Annotated in this window: 16 protein-coding genes; 2 read left to right on the forward strand and 14 right to left on the reverse strand. The window is 41.8% G+C overall.

Annotated elements, in window-relative coordinates:
* Positions 1–15: 15 nt before the first annotated feature.
* The 6 genes from ACPD8L_RS16040 to rpsO all read right to left on the reverse strand — a co-directional run bounded on the left by ACPD8L_RS16040 (position 16) and on the right by rpsO (position 8,335).
* Positions 16–2,232, reverse strand: a complete 2,217-nt coding sequence (locus tag ACPD8L_RS16040; RefSeq protein WP_423944562.1) for a DUF5916 domain-containing protein — start codon at positions 2,230–2,232, stop codon at positions 16–18.
* A 211-nt stretch (positions 2,233–2,443) separates the two neighbouring features.
* On the reverse strand, positions 2,444–3,190 hold the full coding sequence (locus tag ACPD8L_RS16045; RefSeq protein WP_293302678.1) for a LytR/AlgR family response regulator transcription factor: 747 nt from the start codon (positions 3,188–3,190) through the stop codon (positions 2,444–2,446).
* Positions 3,183–4,262 carry a sensor histidine kinase gene (locus ACPD8L_RS16050; protein WP_293302675.1) on the reverse strand — a complete coding sequence of 360 codons (1,080 nt, stop codon included), beginning with the start codon at positions 4,260–4,262 and terminating at the stop codon, positions 3,183–3,185. Before ACPD8L_RS16050 ends, ACPD8L_RS16045 begins: the two co-directional genes overlap by 8 nt.
* Positions 4,263–4,583: 321 nt before the next feature.
* Positions 4,584–5,447, reverse strand: coding sequence for a sigma-70 family RNA polymerase sigma factor (locus ACPD8L_RS16055; RefSeq protein ID WP_072878578.1), 864 nt, complete (start codon positions 5,445–5,447; stop codon positions 4,584–4,586).
* A gap of 162 nt (positions 5,448–5,609) precedes the next feature.
* Positions 5,610–7,847 (reverse strand): polyribonucleotide nucleotidyltransferase, encoded by a 2,238-nt coding sequence (locus ACPD8L_RS16060; protein ID WP_116217421.1) that lies wholly within the window; start codon positions 7,845–7,847, stop codon positions 5,610–5,612.
* Positions 7,848–8,065: 218 nt separating this feature from the next.
* Positions 8,066–8,335 (reverse strand): 30S ribosomal protein S15, encoded by a 270-nt coding sequence (gene rpsO, locus ACPD8L_RS16065; RefSeq protein WP_116217422.1) that lies wholly within the window; start codon positions 8,333–8,335, stop codon positions 8,066–8,068.
* Positions 8,336–8,512: 177 nt separating this feature from the next.
* Between rpsO and ACPD8L_RS16070 the strand changes: the two genes are divergently transcribed.
* Entirely contained in the window at positions 8,513–9,391 is an 879-nt protein-coding gene (locus tag ACPD8L_RS16070; protein ID WP_421808865.1) for a hypothetical protein, read from the forward strand.
* Between the two features lie 60 nt (positions 9,392–9,451).
* On the opposite strand, the gene ACPD8L_RS16075 is transcribed toward ACPD8L_RS16070, so the two are convergent.
* The 6 genes from ACPD8L_RS16075 to ACPD8L_RS16100 all read right to left on the reverse strand — a co-directional run bounded on the left by ACPD8L_RS16075 (position 9,452) and on the right by ACPD8L_RS16100 (position 13,631).
* Positions 9,452–10,141: a hypothetical protein gene (locus ACPD8L_RS16075; RefSeq protein WP_423944568.1), complete on the reverse strand. Its 690-nt coding sequence runs from the start codon at positions 10,139–10,141 to the stop codon at positions 9,452–9,454.
* A gap of 146 nt (positions 10,142–10,287) precedes the next feature.
* Positions 10,288–11,148, reverse strand: coding sequence for an acetyl-CoA carboxylase, carboxyltransferase subunit beta (gene accD, locus ACPD8L_RS16080; protein ID WP_116217424.1), 861 nt, complete (start codon positions 11,146–11,148; stop codon positions 10,288–10,290).
* Positions 11,149–11,176: 28 nt separating this feature from the next.
* Entirely contained in the window at positions 11,177–12,244 is a 1,068-nt protein-coding gene (fbaA, locus tag ACPD8L_RS16085) for a class II fructose-bisphosphate aldolase (RefSeq protein WP_116217425.1), read from the reverse strand.
* A gap of 143 nt (positions 12,245–12,387) precedes the next feature.
* Positions 12,388–12,747, reverse strand: coding sequence for a type II toxin-antitoxin system PemK/MazF family toxin (locus tag ACPD8L_RS16090; protein WP_423944571.1), 360 nt, complete (start codon positions 12,745–12,747; stop codon positions 12,388–12,390).
* On the reverse strand, positions 12,737–13,207 hold the full coding sequence (locus ACPD8L_RS16095; protein WP_423944574.1) for a hypothetical protein: 471 nt from the start codon (positions 13,205–13,207) through the stop codon (positions 12,737–12,739). The genes ACPD8L_RS16090 and ACPD8L_RS16095 overlap by 11 nt, the downstream gene beginning before the upstream one ends.
* Before the next feature lie 214 nt (positions 13,208–13,421).
* Positions 13,422–13,631, reverse strand: a complete 210-nt coding sequence (locus ACPD8L_RS16100) for a hypothetical protein (RefSeq protein WP_423944576.1) — start codon at positions 13,629–13,631, stop codon at positions 13,422–13,424.
* An 89-nt stretch (positions 13,632–13,720) separates the two neighbouring features.
* On the opposite strand from ACPD8L_RS16100, the gene ACPD8L_RS16105 reads away from it, so the two are divergent.
* A complete protein-coding gene (locus tag ACPD8L_RS16105) occupies positions 13,721–14,683 on the forward strand; it encodes an IS1595 family transposase (RefSeq protein WP_423944579.1) in 963 nt (320 codons plus the stop codon).
* Positions 14,684–15,116: 433 nt separating this feature from the next.
* Here ACPD8L_RS16105 and ACPD8L_RS16110 read toward each other — a convergent pair whose 3' ends face one another.
* Together ACPD8L_RS16110 and tamL are read right to left on the reverse strand one after the other, a co-directional pair.
* A complete protein-coding gene (locus ACPD8L_RS16110; protein WP_423944582.1) occupies positions 15,117–15,629 on the reverse strand; it encodes a hypothetical protein in 513 nt (170 codons plus the stop codon).
* A 424-nt stretch (positions 15,630–16,053) separates the two neighbouring features.
* On the reverse strand, positions 16,054–18,597 hold the full coding sequence (tamL, locus tag ACPD8L_RS16115; protein WP_423944584.1) for a translocation and assembly module lipoprotein TamL: 2,544 nt from the start codon (positions 18,595–18,597) through the stop codon (positions 16,054–16,056).
* Positions 18,598–18,622: the final 25 nt, after the last annotated feature.

Below are 18,622 nucleotides of genomic sequence, written 5' to 3' on the forward strand. Positions count from 1 at the left end.
TCAAACACTCATTTGCTATAGCCAATAGGTGACCTTGAGTACCATGGACCTGTTTTTGATGCCCAAACCTTCGGTGTCATGGTTCTCGTTGTATATCAGGAATATATCGGACATGGGGCTGTAACGCCACTGCAATCGTGAAAATGCACTGAAGTTATTGTCCCGGGAGTTGTACTGGACCACATTGGTGAGGAAAAGCTTGTTGGAGAAGCTTATGTTTCCATTGAATCGGGCCAAATGCAGGTTCTTTTCCCCATATCCTTCGGCCAAACGGATGTCGTTGTAGTCATAGGTAAGACCAAAGGTTCCCCAAGGCCTAAACCGTAACGAACCCTGTAGCATGGCCCCTAGGCGGGTGCCGTTAAAGAATTGGCCATACCCCACGTTGGTGTTCCATACGATGGTTTTTCGAACATCGGAGCTGTACTGCACATCAAATCTGGAAAAAGAATAATTGCCTATGGGAATAGGAGTGAATTCATCCCCGATCAATTCGGTGGGGAAGAGCAAATCCACTTTCTGATATCGACCGATCAAGTTGAGTTTGGCGGTATTCCGATATTCAAAATCGTAGGCAAGATTGTTCTCGAGCTCATTAAAACTGCCATCGGAATTGAGATAGAGATTGTTCCAGGTCCGTAGTCCATGATAGTTTAATTTGCTATTCTCCCCTTCAGGAAAGAAAAGATAGCGCACCCAAGGATTGAACAAGGTATATCCCAACCTTATGGTTTCTTCGGTAAGGGCATTGTAATTTTCCAAACGGGGGTTCACCCCAAGTTCCGTGATATAATTTTTACCCACTACGTTGAGTAACCATCCTGTTCTGAACCGTTTGGTCAGGTAATTTCCGGTAAAACCATAAAAATGGGTGTCCTCCAAGTTTTCTGGGGTCAGGGAAGTATGGTACATGAAGGTGTTGTTGAGCTTACCACTTTCGGAAATATAACTGAACTCCAACCCTGCATTTCTGGAATACTCCATCTCCGAAGTGGCACTGGTGGCCTGCCTGTTGATGAACAATGCCTTGATGGCGGAACGCTGCAATACTTTCTGCTGAAAAGCTGCGACACTGTAGTTCTGTGCCGCAAATTCATCGGTGCGTCGGGTCTGCACGTTCATGACCCCAACCCGAAGATTCTGGGTGATGTTCCCGGTTAGCCTGCCTCCAAAATCAATGGGAATGGCTTCGCCTTCCATGATACCGATTCTTCGGGAAAAGAAGGGTTTAATATCGTATGTGCCAAAATTGGAGAAAATGTCATTGTTCTCCAGAAAGAAATTGCGCTGCTCCGGTAAAAAAATATCAAAGCGTGTAATGTTGGTCACCTGCTGGTCCACATCGGCATTGGAAAAATCAGGGAATAGGGTAAGGTCTAGATTCAAACTACTGGTCAAGGCCACTTTTACCTCACCACCAAGGTCATTGTTGAGCTCGGCCTCTTCCTGTTCACCGTCCTCAAAATCACGTATTGAAGAACTGGTGACATAGGGATTCAAAATAAAGGTTCCCTTAGCTTTTTCGGGACTTTGGTCCCATTCCAAGGTTCCCATATAGTTGATGCTCACGCCATTGAAGTTTACCGGGAACTGGGTCCAGGTGGTATAGGCGTTGTTCTGTTTGTCCCCACGTATAAAATTAATGCCCCAATCCCGTTGGTTGGGGTTGTAGCGCAAGGTTTTCAGGGGAATGGCTATTTCTGCCACCCAGTAGTCGGGGTATTGTGTGGTTTTGGAAGACCATTTGTTGTCCCAATTTGGGGACATCCATGTTTGTCCATCTTCAATGACCAAACTGCCCTCCAGCTCCGACCCTCCGGCGGTAACCCCGAACAGCCATCCGCTTTGTTTGGTGTTTACGGGGTCCAGGACCACTGAAAAATTATCGCTCCCCCAATAATCATCGTCATTGTCGCGTACCAGCGATTGCACAATACGCTTGCCTGTATCATAGCATTTGGCCATGATGTAGACATTTTCATGGTCATACGTCATCCGTACTTCAGTTTGATTCTGGGCCTGTCCCTCGTCATTGGGCCAATGATTGAAGAAATTGGTTGCTAGTTGATGTGGCTCCCACTCTTTTTCCCCAATGGTTCCGTCCAGTACAATAGGCTCTGTGGTTTTTCGGATTTGATACTTGAACAAAGCCCTTGTATTGCCACCCCCATTTTGGGATACGGTTACAAGTGGGACCAATGCTAATAAGGACGCGGCCCAGAATCTTTTCATGAACTGCTCGTTTTTTGATGATGGCTCCAAAGAACAGTATTGGTAACATCAATATCAAGAGATGTTGGGGAATGCCTTGGTATGGTCCGTAAATGTCGTTGAGAGAGCGTTTGGTGCCGAAAACGTAATGTAATGGGTCGAAAACAGTATTTTGGGAACCTTGACCCGCGATTTAAGGAATGCTTAACAGCGTTGACCTAGAAAAAGCTTTCTAATCGGATGTATTTTGAAGGATGTCCAAAACGTGCGATCGGTAATTTCTGCCGATGGGGAGTTCCTTTCCATTAATCTCCACCATGATGCTATTGAAGGCAGATACTTTGTCCACGGCAATCATAAAAGAACGGTGTATCCTGATGAAACGTTCCTTGGGCAGTTTTTCGGAAAGATGGCCAATCCTTTGCGAAGTGGTAATCTCATTGTCCAAGGTATGGATGATGACTTTGTCGTTCAGACTCTCCAAATAGGTGATATGGGACAGGTCCAATTTTATGATCTTACGTTGGGCCTTGATGTACAATGGCTCCGGTTCAGTGGAAGAACTTGTTTCAGAAACGGCTTTTGGCGGTTGTTCTGTTGTGGAAATGGACTGCCCGGACAAGTATTTATTGGCTTTGGCTATGGTTTTCATAAACCGGCCCATGGAAATGGGTTTTAGGAGATAATCAATGGCATCCAGTTCAAAAGCTTTGATGGCAAATTCACGATAGGCGGTAGTGAAGACGACCAACGGGACAGGGTTGAGGGATTCCAAAAGCTCCAATCCGTTGATTTTGGGCATTTTAATATCCAAAAAGACCAAGTCAATATTCCCTTTTTGAAGATGGCAAAATGCATCGACCGCGTTGGCGCATACCGCCACTACCTCCAATTGGTCAATCTGCTCGGTGTGTTTCACCAGAACTTTTCGGGCCAGGGGCTCATCATCCACTATAATACACCTGATTTTTCTATCCATAGGTGGTCTGCGAATTAATGTCACTTAGGTCGATTTCCAAACTTACCAAAAAACGGTCAGGTTCTTCTTGAATGTCCAACTGATGTTTCTCCGGAAAGAAGAGCATCAACCGCCTTTTTACATTTTTCAGTCCTATGTTCTTGTCTGTGTCCAGTCCAGTGGTTTCCTGAGTGGAAGATTTACTGTTTTCCACTACAAAGTGGAGCTGCTGGTTCTTCAGTTTTAGATCGATACTAATATAAGAGTCATCAAGAAGGGTGTCGGCCCCATGCTTAAAGGCATTTTCAACAAAGGGAAGCAACAAAAGGGGAGGGATGAACGTCTCGCTGCTATCATTTTCTATCTGGGTGGAAATGGTAAGCTTATCTCCATAGCGCAATTGCTCCAAGGCCACAAGGTTCATCAATTCTTCCCATTCTTTTTCCACGGTGATGAAGCGGTCATTGCATTCGTAGAGCATATAATCCAAGAATTTGGATAGGCCAAGAACAGCATCCGGGGTTTTCGAGGATTTCTCCAAGGAGAGCGAATAAATACTGTTGAGGGTGTTAAAAAGAAAATGGGGATGTATCTGTGCCTTTAGAAATTTGAGCTCAGTTTCCATTTTTTCCTTTTCCAAGGCTTTATTGATTTGTTCCTTTTGATAGAAAAACCGTTGTAATTTGATGGCCATGGCCACAAACACGGGAGTATAAACGGCAATAAGGGAATTCAATACCTTGGGAAGGTACAGGACCGGGGTTTTCCAATGTTCCTCTTCCGGATAGAACCAGTGGTAGAGATATCTCCAATTCATGTAGCGGTCTATCAGTGCCATACTCAGTGCCAAAATTATGGACAACACAATGTACTGTACCATTTTTTTGGGATACAGGTACTTGGGCATCAAATAGTAGAGGGTAATGTAGGTAGGGATAATTTTCCAAGGCAATAAAAACAGCAATTGTAGAAACTGGTCCCAATAATTATCCTCATAACTGCCCCACAGAACAGTGTAGAACAAGATGTAGCCCAACCAAAAAAGGACGTGGTAGGTTATTCTGTTCTGACTGCTGAGTATCCTTTCAATCATATTGATATATATTCCCTCCAAGAGTATTTTGGCGGAAAATCCCTTGGAGTAACACCATTTTAAAGATGAAAGTACAAAATAGGAGGCATGTGTATGGCAAACCTCCCGTGGATAACCTCTTTTTGGCGGTAAATACCATTTTTGTTGGAAAAAAGAAAAGGTATATAAATGAAAAAACTCCGGTAATCAGCCGGAGTTTATTCATCAATCAAAAAACGAACAGTCATGATAAACTGTTGTAGGTTTACAAATTACAACTTTCTTGCCAAAAAACAAATTTAAGGTTTGTTTAACTGTAATTTGTTGGCATAATCTTACGTTTTATCCCAAATACGTCTTCAAAATCTTACTTCTGGAAGTGTGTTTCAAGCGTCGGATTGCTTTTTCTTTGATCTGACGAACCCTTTCCCTGGTAAGGTCAAAAGTCTCTCCAATTTCCTCCAAGGTCATGGAGTGCTGTCCGGCCAAACCAAAGTAAAGCCTTATTACATCAGCTTCCCGGGGGGTCAAGGTCTCCAAGGCACGTTCAATCTCAGTGCGTAGGGATTCGTGCAATAATTCCTTGTCAGGGTTAGGGGATTCACCACTACGGAGTACATCGTAGAGGTTGGAATCCTCACCATCGATCAATGGGGCATCCATGGATACGTGACGACCTGAATTTTTTAGGGATTGTTTTACATCTTCCACGGTCATGTCCAATTCTTTGGCAATTTCCTCGGCAGATGGGGTACGCTCATGGGCTTGCTCCAAGAACGCAAAAGTCTTGTTGATCTTATTGATGGATCCAATTTTGTTCAAGGGCAAACGTACAATACGGGATTGCTCCGCCAATGCTTGTAGGATGGACTGACGAATCCACCAAACAGCATAGGAAATAAATTTGAATCCACGGGTTTCATCAAAACGTTGTGCGGCTTTAATCAATCCCAAATTTCCTTCATTGATCAAATCAGGTAGGGTCAATCCTTGGTTTTGATACTGTTTTGCAACAGAAACCACGAATCTAAGGTTGGCTTTGGTCAATTTTTCCAAGGCCACTTGGTCTCCCGCTTTGATGCGTTGTGCCAGTTCCACCTCTTCATCGGCGGTAATCAAATCCACCTTGCCGATTTCCTGCAAATACTTGTCCAACGATGCGGTTTCCCTATTGGTAACCTGCTTTGTAATCTTTAACTGTCTCATCTAAAATTTCTCCTTCAAATTAAATTTGTGAACCGAAGCTCATTAGGTTATACGTAGAAAAAGAAGAAAAGTTACATTTTGATGCGTTTTTTTTGTAAAACATTTCTTAATAATGCAAAAACCCCGGATATTCCGGGGTTTTGTTTTGATAAAAGATTGATATTAATCCCTTCTCGGTTTTCTGTCGCGATCACCACCTCTGCGGTCACCACCTCTACGATCACCGCCTCTGCGATCACCACCTCTGTCGTTTCGTGGTGGTCTTTCGGTATATCCTTCAGGTTTTGGAAGCAAAGCTTTTCTGGAAACCTTTTCCTTTTTGGTCCTTGGGTCCAGGCCAAAATACTTTACATCAAGTACATCGCCTAGATTTACCACATCGGTAACATTGTCTGTGCGTTCCCAAGCCAGTTCGGATACATGTAGCAATACTTCGTTGCCAGGGGCATCGGTATATTCCACAACGGCACCAAATTCCAACACCTTGATGACTTTGACCTCATAAACGCTGCCTACTTCAGGCTTGAACATGAGCGCATCGATCTTGGCCAATACCATATCGATGCCATCTTGATCGGTACCCAAGATTTCCACAATACCTTCTTCGGTATCTGGATCTTCGTTGATCACGATCGTAGTCTTGGACTTCTTCTGTAGGTCTTGAATAACCTCACCACCTTTACCGATCAATGCTCCAATGAATTCACCAGGAATGATTCTGGTAATGATTTTTGGTGCGTAAGACTTCACCTCAGGTCTTGGCTCTGCAATGGTATCGGTAAGTTTGCCCAAAATGTGCAATCTTCCGTCCTTGGCCTGCATCAAAGCTTTTACCAAGATTTCATAGGAAAGTCCTTTTACCTTGATGTCCATTTGGCAAGCGGTGATACCGTCTTCGGTACCGGTTACCTTAAAGTCCATATCCCCTAAGTGATCTTCATCACCCAAGATATCAGAAAGTACGGCATATTTACCGGACTCGGTATCGGTGATCAATCCCATGGCAATACCGGAAACTGGTTTTTTCAACTGGATACCGGCATCCATAAGGGCCATAGTACCTGAACAAACGGTGGCCATGGAAGAGGAACCGTTGGATTCCAATACCTCGGATACCACACGAACGGTATATGGGCAATCTTCAGGAATCATGCCCTTAAGGGCACGTTGCGCCAAGTTTCCGTGTCCAACCTCTCTACGGGAAGTACCACGAATAGGTCTTGCCTCACCAGTGGAGAAAGGAGGGAAGTTATAGTGCAAATAGAAGGTTTCTTCACCTTCATAAGATGGCATGTCAATTTGGTTGGCCTCTCTGGAGGTTCCCAAAGTAACGGTTGCCAAAGCTTGGGTTTCACCACGGGTAAAGATGGAAGAACCGTGTACACTTGGCAAATAATCCACCTCACACCAGATAGGACGGATATCGGTAGTCTTACGACCGTCCAAACGAAGTCCTTCTTCCAAGGTTAGGTTACGAACCGCTTCTTTTTCGGCTTTGTGGTAGTATTTGGACACCAATCCGCCAATTTCTTCCAATTCTTCCTCGGAGAAAGTAGCTTTGATTTCTTCCTTGATTTCTTCAAAAGCAGCACTACGCTCGTGTTTTGCAGAACCTGCCTTGGCCACAGCATATACTTTGTCATAGGCCAAGTCATAAACCTTCTTCTGAAGATCTTCATCTTCTACTTCAGGTTCGTACTCACGGGTTTCTTTTTTACCGAAAGCTTCGGCCAATCTAACCTGTGCGGCACATTGAACTTTAATGGCTTCGTGGGCAAATTTGATGGCTTCCACCATTTCCTCTTCGGAAATTTCACTCATTTCACCTTCCACCATCATTACGGAATCTTCAGAAGCACCGATCACCATGTCGATATCGGAACTCTTCAATTGCTCCATGGTTGGGTTGATGATCAACTCACCATCGATACGACCTACGCGAACCTCGGAAATTGGACATTCAAAAGGAAGGTCGGACAATTGGATGGCTGCAGAAGCGGCCAATCCTGCCATGGCATCGGGCATTACGTTTTCGTCGTGAGACATCAATTGGATCATCACCTGTGTTTCTGAGTGATAATCTTTGGGGAACAAAGGTCTCAAAACCCTGTCCACCAAACGCATGGTCAATACCTCGCCATCGCTGGGTCTTGCCTCACGCTTGAAGAATCCGCCGGGATAACGTCCGGCAGCGGCAAATTTTTCGCGATAATCCACGGTAAGTGGTAGAAAATCAACATCGCTTTGTTTGTAGTTGGAGACAACGGTACATAGTAACATGCACTTGCCTGATTGGACTACCACAGAACCATGGGCCTGTTTCGCCAATTTTCCGGTTTCAATAGAGATTTCCCTACCGTCACCAAGGTCAATGACCTCTTTAAAAGTTTTTGGAATCATAAGAATTCGTCTTACCCGTCAAAAAAGATACGGGTCGTTAAACATTTGGTCTACCGCCATCCGGGCGGTCGGGTTGTGTTGTTGTTGTGTTTGCCTCTCGGCACTGACCAATGAAAAACTATTTGAAGCTTTTTGTGTTTGCCCAATTCAATGGGACTTTGTGTCGTTGGAGCCCGTCCAACTAAAACAAAGGGGAAGCCAAAGCTTCCCCACCGTTTTTATTTTCTGATACCTAGTTCCTTAATTAGAGAACGGTACTTTTCAATATCTTTTTTCTTTAGGTAATCCAAAAGACTACGTCTTTTACCTACCAACGCCACCAAAGAACGCTCTGTGTTAAAATCTTTGTGGTTCCTTTTAAGGTGTTGTGTCAAGTGGTTGATACGGTGTGTGAACAATGCAATTTGCCCTTCCGTAGAACCGGTGTTGCTCTCAGAGCCACCGTGTTTCTTGAAAATCTCGGCTTTTACTTCTTTTGTTAAATACATTCCAATATTTATTTAAATGATTTTTATGTATGGATTGACAGTTCCCCTGGCTTTCAGGGGACAAGCAATCAGCGTGCAAAGATAAGTTCTTTTTTTTGAATCTATGAATTTTGGCAACATTTTAAACCTTTTTGGCTTTAGCGGGTCAAAGCACCAAACCATTTAAATTCAATCATTATGAAAAAGAATCGTATTCCAATGCGTTTGAAAAGTTATGCCCCTGCGCTGACCGGTTTGCTAATGTTGTCGGTTGTATCCTGTAGTGAGGATGGATCTACGGGGGAGGAACTCTCCGAGACAGAGGTCATATCGGCAACAGAATTGAAATTCAGTGATGAAACCGAAATGATTTCCGAAGAGGTTACGGCCATTGCCGAAGAAATGTATGCTGCCGATGAGATTTCGACCACTTCCAAAATAGACTATAACTCGGGGTATTTACCAGATTGCACCACTGTAACCATAGAGCTTACCGAGACGACCAAAGAAGTGACCCTTGATTTTGGTGAAGGCTGTGAAATGCCCAATGGAAATACCTTGAGTGGAATTATCTATTTAAGCTATGCTTTGGATATGGAGGCAGCCACAAATACCATTGAGCTGAACTTGGAGGATTTTATGTTCAATAGTGTGGCCGTGGAAGGTTCGGCGAGTATTGTTCGGTCCCGTTCCAACGAAAATGGAAACCCGCAAGGGGTGGCCAATGCCAGTTTTTCAACCACTTGGCCAGATGCAACCACGGCATCCTATACGGGGACTCGAACCCGGGAGTGGATTGAAGGGTTTGGAACCGGTTTTTGGGGAGACAATGTATTCTTGATCACAGGGAAAAGAACCTATGTGAGCAGGGCAGGCAATGAGTTTGTCAAGGAGGTGATCACTCCGTTGCGAAGGGAGCTTTCCTGTAGGTTCATTGTAAGTGGTGTCATGGAAATTTCACGTTTGGGCAATACGGTGAGTTTGGATTTTGGGGATGGCAGCTGCGATGCCAAGGGTGTGCTCACATATCCAGATGGAACAGAAGAAGAAATATTTTTACGTCGGTTTAAGAATTAATTTTATAATAATGAAACGCTCTGAAATTGGGGCGTTTCATTATATGTTGGCAAAGTGGGGCTAATCTTCCTCTCCCATATATTCATCCCATTTATCTATTCTTTCATCAAAATTGGTAATTCCTCCCATAGCTCGACAAATATTTTCTATCTCTTTTGCGTAGTTAGCACCATTGGCAAAAAAATCATCTGCAAATGTTCCTATATCAATTTGTAATTGATAAAACATACCGTTTCCTATACTCACCTCTTCAAATTTTGGCTGATAAGATGAAAAATAATTATACCTATTTTGCTCATAAACGGATATGATTTTTTGTTTGGCTTTATTTAAATCTTGTAATGTTTTGAAATCAGCAATTACAATACAATGAATCTTGTCGCCTTCCACTTGGTTGTACCATTCATCCTCTATACAAAAGGCATAGGTTTCTTGCTCTTCACAATCCCAATTTGGTAATTTTTCAATGTTATCTGCTAATTGGATAGAAATACGCCAAGCTTTTTTCCACATATCTTCCCAATATTCTGTTTCCTCTCCAAGATAGTTGGAACGATAGGGCAATACTTGCCATTTTAAAGGTCTCGAATGAACATCCATATCTTTTAATATTTCTGCATAAAAACTTTCGGGACCGTTGGGAAAATCATCTTGGTGAGTGGGTGTAAGATTGAAAGAAATGATACTCATGGCTGTTTCATTTTTTTCTAGCTTTGGGTGCCATAAATAATAGGATGCACTGACTTCCATAGTAGTGGGAGTTTTAATATTTCAATACTTATAGATTATCCAATCCAATGATAGCTGGACATTATCAGGATTGATGAGGCTGAAGAAAATATTATGCGCAATGCATATAGTAAAAATAAAAAAAATCCCCGAACTCGGGGATTTTTTTATTTTCTTATGGGTTGATTGGTGATCAAGTCTATATATTGATTTACTTTCTTTTTCAAGTCCCTGCGATGGGAGATGAAATCCAAGAACCCATGTTCTTTCAAAAACTCCGAGGTCTGGAAGCCTTCGGGAAGGTCTTTTCCTACCGTGTCCTTTACTACCCGGGGTCCGGCAAAACCTATCAAGGCACCGGGTTCCGCTATGTTAATGTCCCCCAGCATGGCGTAAGAAGCTGTGGTTCCTCCCGTGGTGGGGTCGGTACATAATGATATATAGGGTATTTTGGCTTCGGCCAATTGGGCCAACTTAGCCGAGGTCTTTGCCAATTGCATAAGGGAGAGCGCGGCTTCCATCATACGGGCCCCTCCTGACTTTGAAATCATCAAGAATGGGATTTTCTTCTTTTTGGCCTCATCTATGGCTCGGGAAATCTTTTCTCCTACCACACTACCCATGGATCCTCCAATAAAACCGAAGTCCATACAGGCAATGACAATATCCTTGCCCATGGATTTTCCCACAGCGGTACGAACGGCATCCTTAAGCCCCGTTTTCTGCTGTACGGTCTTTAAACGATCGGAATATTTTTTGGTGTCCACAAACTTCAAAGGGTCCTTGGAGGTCATGTTGGCATCAAGTTCCTTGAACTTGTTGTCATCAAACAGAATCTCAAAGTATTCCTTGCTGCCGATCCTAACATGGTAATCATCCTCGGGACTGACATAGAAGTTTTTGGCGAGGTCTTCGGACTCTACAATTTTTCCGGTAGGGGATTTATACCATAACCCCTTGGGCGTGTCCTTTTTTTCCTCGGTAGTGGTCTGTATTCCTTTTTCCTTTCTTTTGAACCAAGACGACATGCAATCAAAATTAAGTTAAACGAAAGTCTTATAGGGTGTTTACATTGTTCAAATCCTCAAAGGCTTTTTTCAAACGGTTTGAAAAAGTCTTCTCCCCTTCACGAAGCCATACTCTGGGATCGTAGAATTTTTTGTTGGGCTGGTCATCTCCTTCAGGATTTCCGATTTGTGCTTGAAGATAAGCTGATTTTTCTTGGACATAGTCCCGTACCCCTTCCAAAAATGCATATTGCAAATCGGTGTCAATATTCATTTTAATAACACCATATCCAATGGCTTCCCTGATTTCCTCCAAAGTGGAACCGGAACCTCCGTGGAATACAAAATCGATATGGTTTTCCTCAACACCATATTTTTTGGTGATGTATTCTTGGGAATTCTTCAAGATCTTGGGTGTCAATTTTACGTTCCCCGGCTTGTATACCCCGTGAACATTACCAAAGGCAGCGGCTATGGTGAACCTGTGGCTTACCTTGGACAGTTCTTCATAGGCGTATGCCACTTCTTCGGGCTGGGTGTAGAGTTTGGAATCATCCACATCGCTATTGTCCACACCATCTTCTTCACCTCCGGTAATTCCCAGTTCAATCTCCAAGGTCATCCCCATTTTGCTCATACGCTCCAAATAGGTCTTGCAAATTTCAATGTTCTCTTCAATGGGTTCTTCGGAAAGGTCGATCATGTGGGAGCTGAACAAGGATTTTCCAGTAGCCTTGAAATGTTCCTCACTGGCATCCAAAAGCCCATCTACCCAAGGCAATAGTTTTTTGGCGCAGTGGTCTGTGTGAAGAATTACGGTGGCACCGTAGGCTTCGGCCAACTGATGTACATGCTTGGCTCCGGAAACAGCTCCTAAGATGGCAGCTCTCTGGTTTTCGTTGGAAAGTCCTTTTCCTGCATTGAACTGGCCTCCGCCGTTGGAAAATTGTATAATAACGGGAGAGTTTAGTGATGCGGCTGTTTCCAATACGGCATTTATGGTATTGGACCCGATCACGTTCACTGCCGGAAGGGCGTAACCGTTTTCTTTTGCGTGGTTAAAAATTGCTTGTACTTCATCACCGGTTGCAACACCAGGCTTAATATTATGGGACATAATTTTTGTTGATTACGATTATTAAGTTGAGTCAGGCCACAAAAGTAATAAAATATGGCAACGATATACTTGTGTAACCACGGAAAATAGAGAAAATCTATGGTTTGGTTTTAAGTACTTAACAATCAGGTTTTTTAAAAAAATCAATCTTCATCTTCGCTCAACGAAACTTCACTAATTCTTTCAACTAGTCTATTTACCGCATGTTGTTTCATTGAATTTAATGCTCTCCCATTGAATACGTGACTTTCTTTTATGTATGTGACCAAATGACATCTAACTTGACCGGTGATCTTCTTGGATTTGTTGACCAACATATCATCAGTTATTTTAAATGAAAACTGATCTGTTTGGTCAGAAGATGTAATCATTGCACAGATATATATTTCATCTGCATCATACACGTCTTGATTAGATATAATTACGGAAGGATGTAATTTTGTCTCTTTCGAGTAAGGAAGGTCAAAATAAACTTCTACAATGTCGCCTCTATTATAAGCCATTGATTTTTCCCGTTTTAGAGTAATTTGAGTTCAATGAAATTACTCCATCAAGCAACTCTTCGGGGGTAGAAATTTTTTCAGATTCTTTATAGATTTTTTTATGAAGTTTAGCGTCCATACGATACAGACACTTTTGTAAATACTTCATTTTATTTTTAATCTCATCATTTTCAAAAAAATTAATATGGGAAAACTTTATAGCTATTTTATCTAAGCGATCTATCGCATCAGAGTTTCGTACAGATAATTCTTTGGCTTGCTCAATTGATAAATCCTCAATTCTAGGCATACCTCCCTCTATTGCTAAAATTGCAGAATCTAAATCAGTTATTAAATCACTTACAATTTTTTTGTACCATGAATCAATAACCCTTTTTAATCTAGATGCCACAAAAGCACTTAGGCTTTTATGCCTTTCTACAGGCTCAATGATATGTCCAGGGTTAACAGTAAGGAACATTTCTTAGAGGTAATTGACGTGTTAGTTACAGACAATAATACGTTATGTTTTTATAATATCAATAACTATACCACTAACTTTAACATTGTTAGACATAGCTTATCTACACTATTAAGACGTACAATAACGCTAATTATTACACCTTTTAACACATTATTAGCTAAATAATTACCAATATTCGTTGAATTACCTGCGGGATCATACACATAACCGCCTACATCAATTCCTGTATATGGTATTTCTTGCTACCCAACTCCTGTGTCAATAGCTTTTTCTTCTGGAACTGTCGGTAGTAATATTGGTAGTTCCTTGAGCTAGGTTCCATCTTGTTCAATTTTTCAACGAAAAGCTTAAGATTTGTCTCGAACAGGACAACCTCATTGTCCACCACTGCCGTATATAATGCCTTAAGGTCTCGAATCATATCCAAATGTAAATAATTACGGAAATATTTACAAAAATATTTGTACATGTAAAATAATACGTATATATTTACGTATAAGATTTTAGGATATGTGCCAGACAACAAAAGATTTACGTGATTTCGATAGTTTATTCGACTTATTGGACTACTTCACAACCGAGGAAAAGTGTGAGGAATATTTGGCAGTTATCAAATGGAACGGACAGCCAACATGCCCATATTGTCAATCTGAAAATGTAAAGTATCTTAATGGAAAGACAAGGAGGTACAAGTGCTATGGTTGTAAAAAACAGTTTGGAGTAAAGGTTGGAACAATATTCCACGATAGCAAACTATCATTACGCAAATGGTTCATAGCCATTTACCTTGTTACAGCACATAAAAAAGGGGTGTCCTCCCACCAATTGGCCCGTGACCTAAAGATTACCCAAAAGACGGCATGGTTCGTTTTACAGCGCATACGTGAAACCTATAACCCAGACCATAAAGAAGTATTTGACGGTGAAGTGGAATTGGACGAGACATATTTGGGAGGGAAACAATCCAATAAGCACAAAAATAAAAGGGTAAAGGGAACGCAAGGAAGAAGCGTAAAGACCAAATCTCCAGTTCTCGGTATTCTACAAAGAAATGGAAAAGTATACGCCATTCCAGTTGATAATACCCAACGCGCTACCATTATCCCAATTATGAGAGAAAAGGTGGCTGATGGAGCGAATGTATATACCGATGAATATTGGCCATATAGAGCATTGGCGACCGATTACAACCATAAATACGTGAAGCACAATGCAAGCGAATATGTCAATGGAACTGTCCACACCAATAGTATTGAGAACTTCTGGTCTTTGTTCAAAAGGGGAATCAATGGCATCTATCACCAAGTAAGTCCAAAACATTTGGATAAATACGTGAATGAGTTTACCTTTAGGTACAACAACCGCGAATTGTCTGAGGGTTCAAAATTTGATGTTTGCCTCGCCAACAGTTCAAAAAGGCTGGATTATAAAACATTAATCGGTGAAAGAGAAAAAGAAGAAAGAGGATATTAAGCGCCCCAAAGAGGATGTAACCATTGACAAGGACAAACCTAAGTTCAAGGAAATTTTGACCAAAATAGTGAAAAATGATACGTAATAATTTACGTCCGCTTTGATCGAGTCATTATTATCTTTATATTTGTATTAAGAAAGCCCTACTGGAAACCAGTTTCCAACTTGGTATGTTGACGGTATTTCCAATAGGACTGACCAATGAAATCTTGACGGGTTGAGTCTACTAAACTCGGCTTAAGAGTGGGATAGGGCCCACGACTACTGCTAATGAGACAGTCTTCAGCCCCCGTCGCTATATTTTAAAAAAAAGGGGAATCGGTTTTGGAGGCCGATTCGGAAGCTTAGTTTAACTACACTTTCTTGGTTTGGACCCAAGAAAATTTTGGACGAGCAAAACATAACTTCTTTTCCCTTGAACATTAAGCCTCTTTCACAAGAGGCTTGTTTTTTCTTCTTCATCTTTTGTCAAAATAATTTCATGAGACGTTATTTTTATAGGAAGTAAATCTCTTTTCGGTGCAAAGTCAGATTTAAAATCCTGCTCATCTTTATTTACCCACTCAGGCAAACCCCAAAAAGTCAACTTATTTTGATTATTGTATTTAATAGCAACCAATTCTCCACCATCTTTAAGTCTTCTCACAACATTTGAGACCTTCTCATATTCTTTATTGTGCTGATTGAAAAACTCTTGTAAATCTGACATTCTGACCCCATTAGATATGACATAATTAAACAGGTACATTATTTTTTGATCTTTTCTACCATCAATAGGGAAGTCCTTATTTAAGGAAGATTCCTTTTCAGCAACCACATCACTTTCATTGTAGCTATTAGAGCCATAATGTACCCCCGTCATACGCTTCAACTCCCTTAGAGCCGCCTGCTTCGATAAAATCTCTTCTTCAAGTTGCCTAATAGCATCTTCTATTGTCTTATTCATCACATTATAGATTCAGTAACGTAAAATTAAGAGATCTAAACAAAACAACACAAAAACATAAAGAATATGTTATCAACACACGATCGTTAATAAGTTGAGTTTTAACACGAAAAACATTTGTGATTGAAAATAACTATAAAATACTGTATATATGAAGATTATATAATCCTATCAGAAATTCACTATTTATCTATGTAAATGTTTCCTCCACACATTACATATATATATTTAGGGAATGAAAATTTAATCTAGTAACCAAAAAATGGACATAATCCAAAAATCAGAAAATAGTCCATTAGTTCATTGTGTTGATGTATGCATTTGTATAGACGAACTCACTTCATATATTATCTTTGCATTTGAAAGTAACTAGCAATCAACTTTCAAAGGTTACACAAGTATATCGTTGCCTAAAATATTTACTCTAGAAAGGATAATTGATCCCTATGTTGAAAACGGCATTTTTCAGGTTGTATCCACTGAACCAACGGTCTGACCCCTGCCGGGCCGGGTCGTAGGCCTTGAATCCCACATCCAACCTGAACACAAAATAGGTGAAATCGTAGCGAAGTCCCAGACCTGTACCCAAGGCAATATCGGCCAAGGAGGAGAAGCCGGTAAAGATGGCATCGGGGTTGTCCTCGTTGTCAAATACGTTCCAAATGTTCCCCGCATCGGCAAATAAAGCACCCTTTACATCCCCGGCAATGGGAAACCGATATTCCAGGTTCAGTGCAAGTTTTAGGTTGGCTTCGTTGAAGTCATTGAGGTTATTGGTCTTTCCAGGGCCCAACTCATAGGCGTTCCAAGCCCGGTTGTCGTTAGAGCCCCCACCAAAGTAGCTTCGTACAAAGGGTATGTTGTCCGAATTTCCATAAGGGACCGCAAGGCCAAAAAAGCTCCTGAAGGCAATGACCTTGGAGTCATCCACATCCCAGTGTCGTATAAAATCAACCTCTGTTTTGAGATATTGGGAAAAGGGAACGCTGAATACCAAAAGTTGATCTCGGTCATTTTTGTTGTACGGGACCACATTGGACAGTAGTGAAAGCAAATTCCCGGCTCCTTCCAGTTTTACCCTGAACTGATAGAAGTTGTTGTCGTTGATGTCAACCCGGCTATTTTTGAAAAAGGTATAGTTGGAGGCAAAGATGAGGTTGTTTTCCGTCAATCGCTGTCGACGTTCCTCTATACGGTTTACTTCATTGAACTCTTCGGAATCCAAGGGTATTTCATTATTCAAGACAGCCCCTACAAAACCATTGGCCCCTTCGGGGATGTTTAACTCAAATGGGTCATCCTCATTGTCCACTTCCTTAAAGAAATCTGCAAATTCTGGGTCTTGGTCAAAGGCATCGGCTATATTGTCCAGATTTCTATAGGTATTTCGATATACATTGTAGAAATTGTCCGGGTTGGTGTTCCGCACAAATTCCACATTCAACAATTCCACATTGTGTTTTAATTGGGTCGATGGAGACCAATTGTAGGATAGGATGGAATTCAGGGACTGTTTGTCCAACCCTATGTTTCGTTGGAAGTTGGTACCTGCCGATAGCCTACTTTGCGGAAGCATATAATATGGAATGATTTTCTCCGTATTGAACGGGAACCAAATCCTGGGGAAGGTAATGTTCACATCACCACCAAGCTCCGAGGTAAACGGTTCGTCGGAGAAGAGGGAGGCGTCGCTCAACAGGCCTATGGAACCCCTTGCGGAAATGTTCAGGGTTTCTGCCCCGCCAAAAACGTTTCTTGTAATGACCGATGTACTGAATGCGGTACCCACCTGTTGTATGTTGGAGTGGGTCACATCAAAGTCGAGGTTCAATGAAAACTTGGGCCTTGGCGCCAAATACACATTGGAAATCAGTTGGTTTTGGGTGGTGTCTGGAATAAATTCAATGTTCGGATATTTGAATGTGTTCAGGTTGGTGATCTGTCGGTAGGTGCGAATGCGGTCCAGATCCCTGTAAATGCTGTCTTTTTGGAAAAAGATAGCGTCGGTCAATGCTTTGGGGTTATACCTGAGCCTGTCCTTGTAATAAATAGTGTAGTTGTCATATTCCAAGGATTGCAGCGAATCGGTTTCTCCGCCGATTACATAATCGGCATAGATATTTATTTTTTTAAGTCGATGGATTCTATACGGGCTGTTGACATCCGTACTGTCCGAGGTGCTTCTGAATTTTTTGATGTTCAGTTGTACGTCCATCAATTGGTCATCGGCCAGTTGGGTGGTGTCACGAAGAATATCGTAACTGATGGAACTTTCCTGAAAATTGTAGACCCCGGAGTTTCGGAACAAAGCGGTCAATCGTTCCCGTTCTTGGTTAAAGTTGGTCAGGTCAAATTGATCGCCTTCTTTGACCAAGGTAAGATCCAATGATGCATCGTAAATGGAATCCAGTTCCGGGGAGGTTATATTTTTTTGGACGGTGTCAATGATAAAGGGTTTTCCTAGATTGAGTTTATATTCCAACTCGGCCCTTTTTTTTCTTTTTCCTTCGAGGATGCCATAGTTTCCCGAATTGTTGAAATACCCTTTGCTCCTGTAATACGCCTCCAGCCTTTCCACCGATTTTCGGGTAAGTGCGGTATCTATGACTACGGGAGGTTCCCCGATCCGTTTTAGAAAATCACTGGCTCCTTTTACAATAAAGGATTCCTGAAGACGGTTCACCTGTTTTTGGGAAAGGAGATTGTTCAATCTTTTTTCCCTTTTTTCCTTGCGGTGGAGCCAATCTTGAAAAGAAGAATCTGGATTTTCCTTGGCCAAATTATAGAGGTTGAGGCGCAGGGGGTATCCAAGGACGTTACTGTTGGGTTTTTGGGAAATAAGGCCTTTGATTTCACTATCGCTTACCTTTTCCTCATCCACATAAATGGAGTTCTTGGTGAGCAATAATTCATCATCTCCCACCTTTTTAAGGGTATTGCAACCAGCCGCACTCAATATAAGCAACAATAACCCTATTTTTGTCACGTTGCGC

The organism is Flagellimonas algicida, assembly GCF_049629585.1.
In the GTDB taxonomy this organism is placed as follows: Bacteria; Bacteroidota; Bacteroidia; order Flavobacteriales; family Flavobacteriaceae; genus Flagellimonas.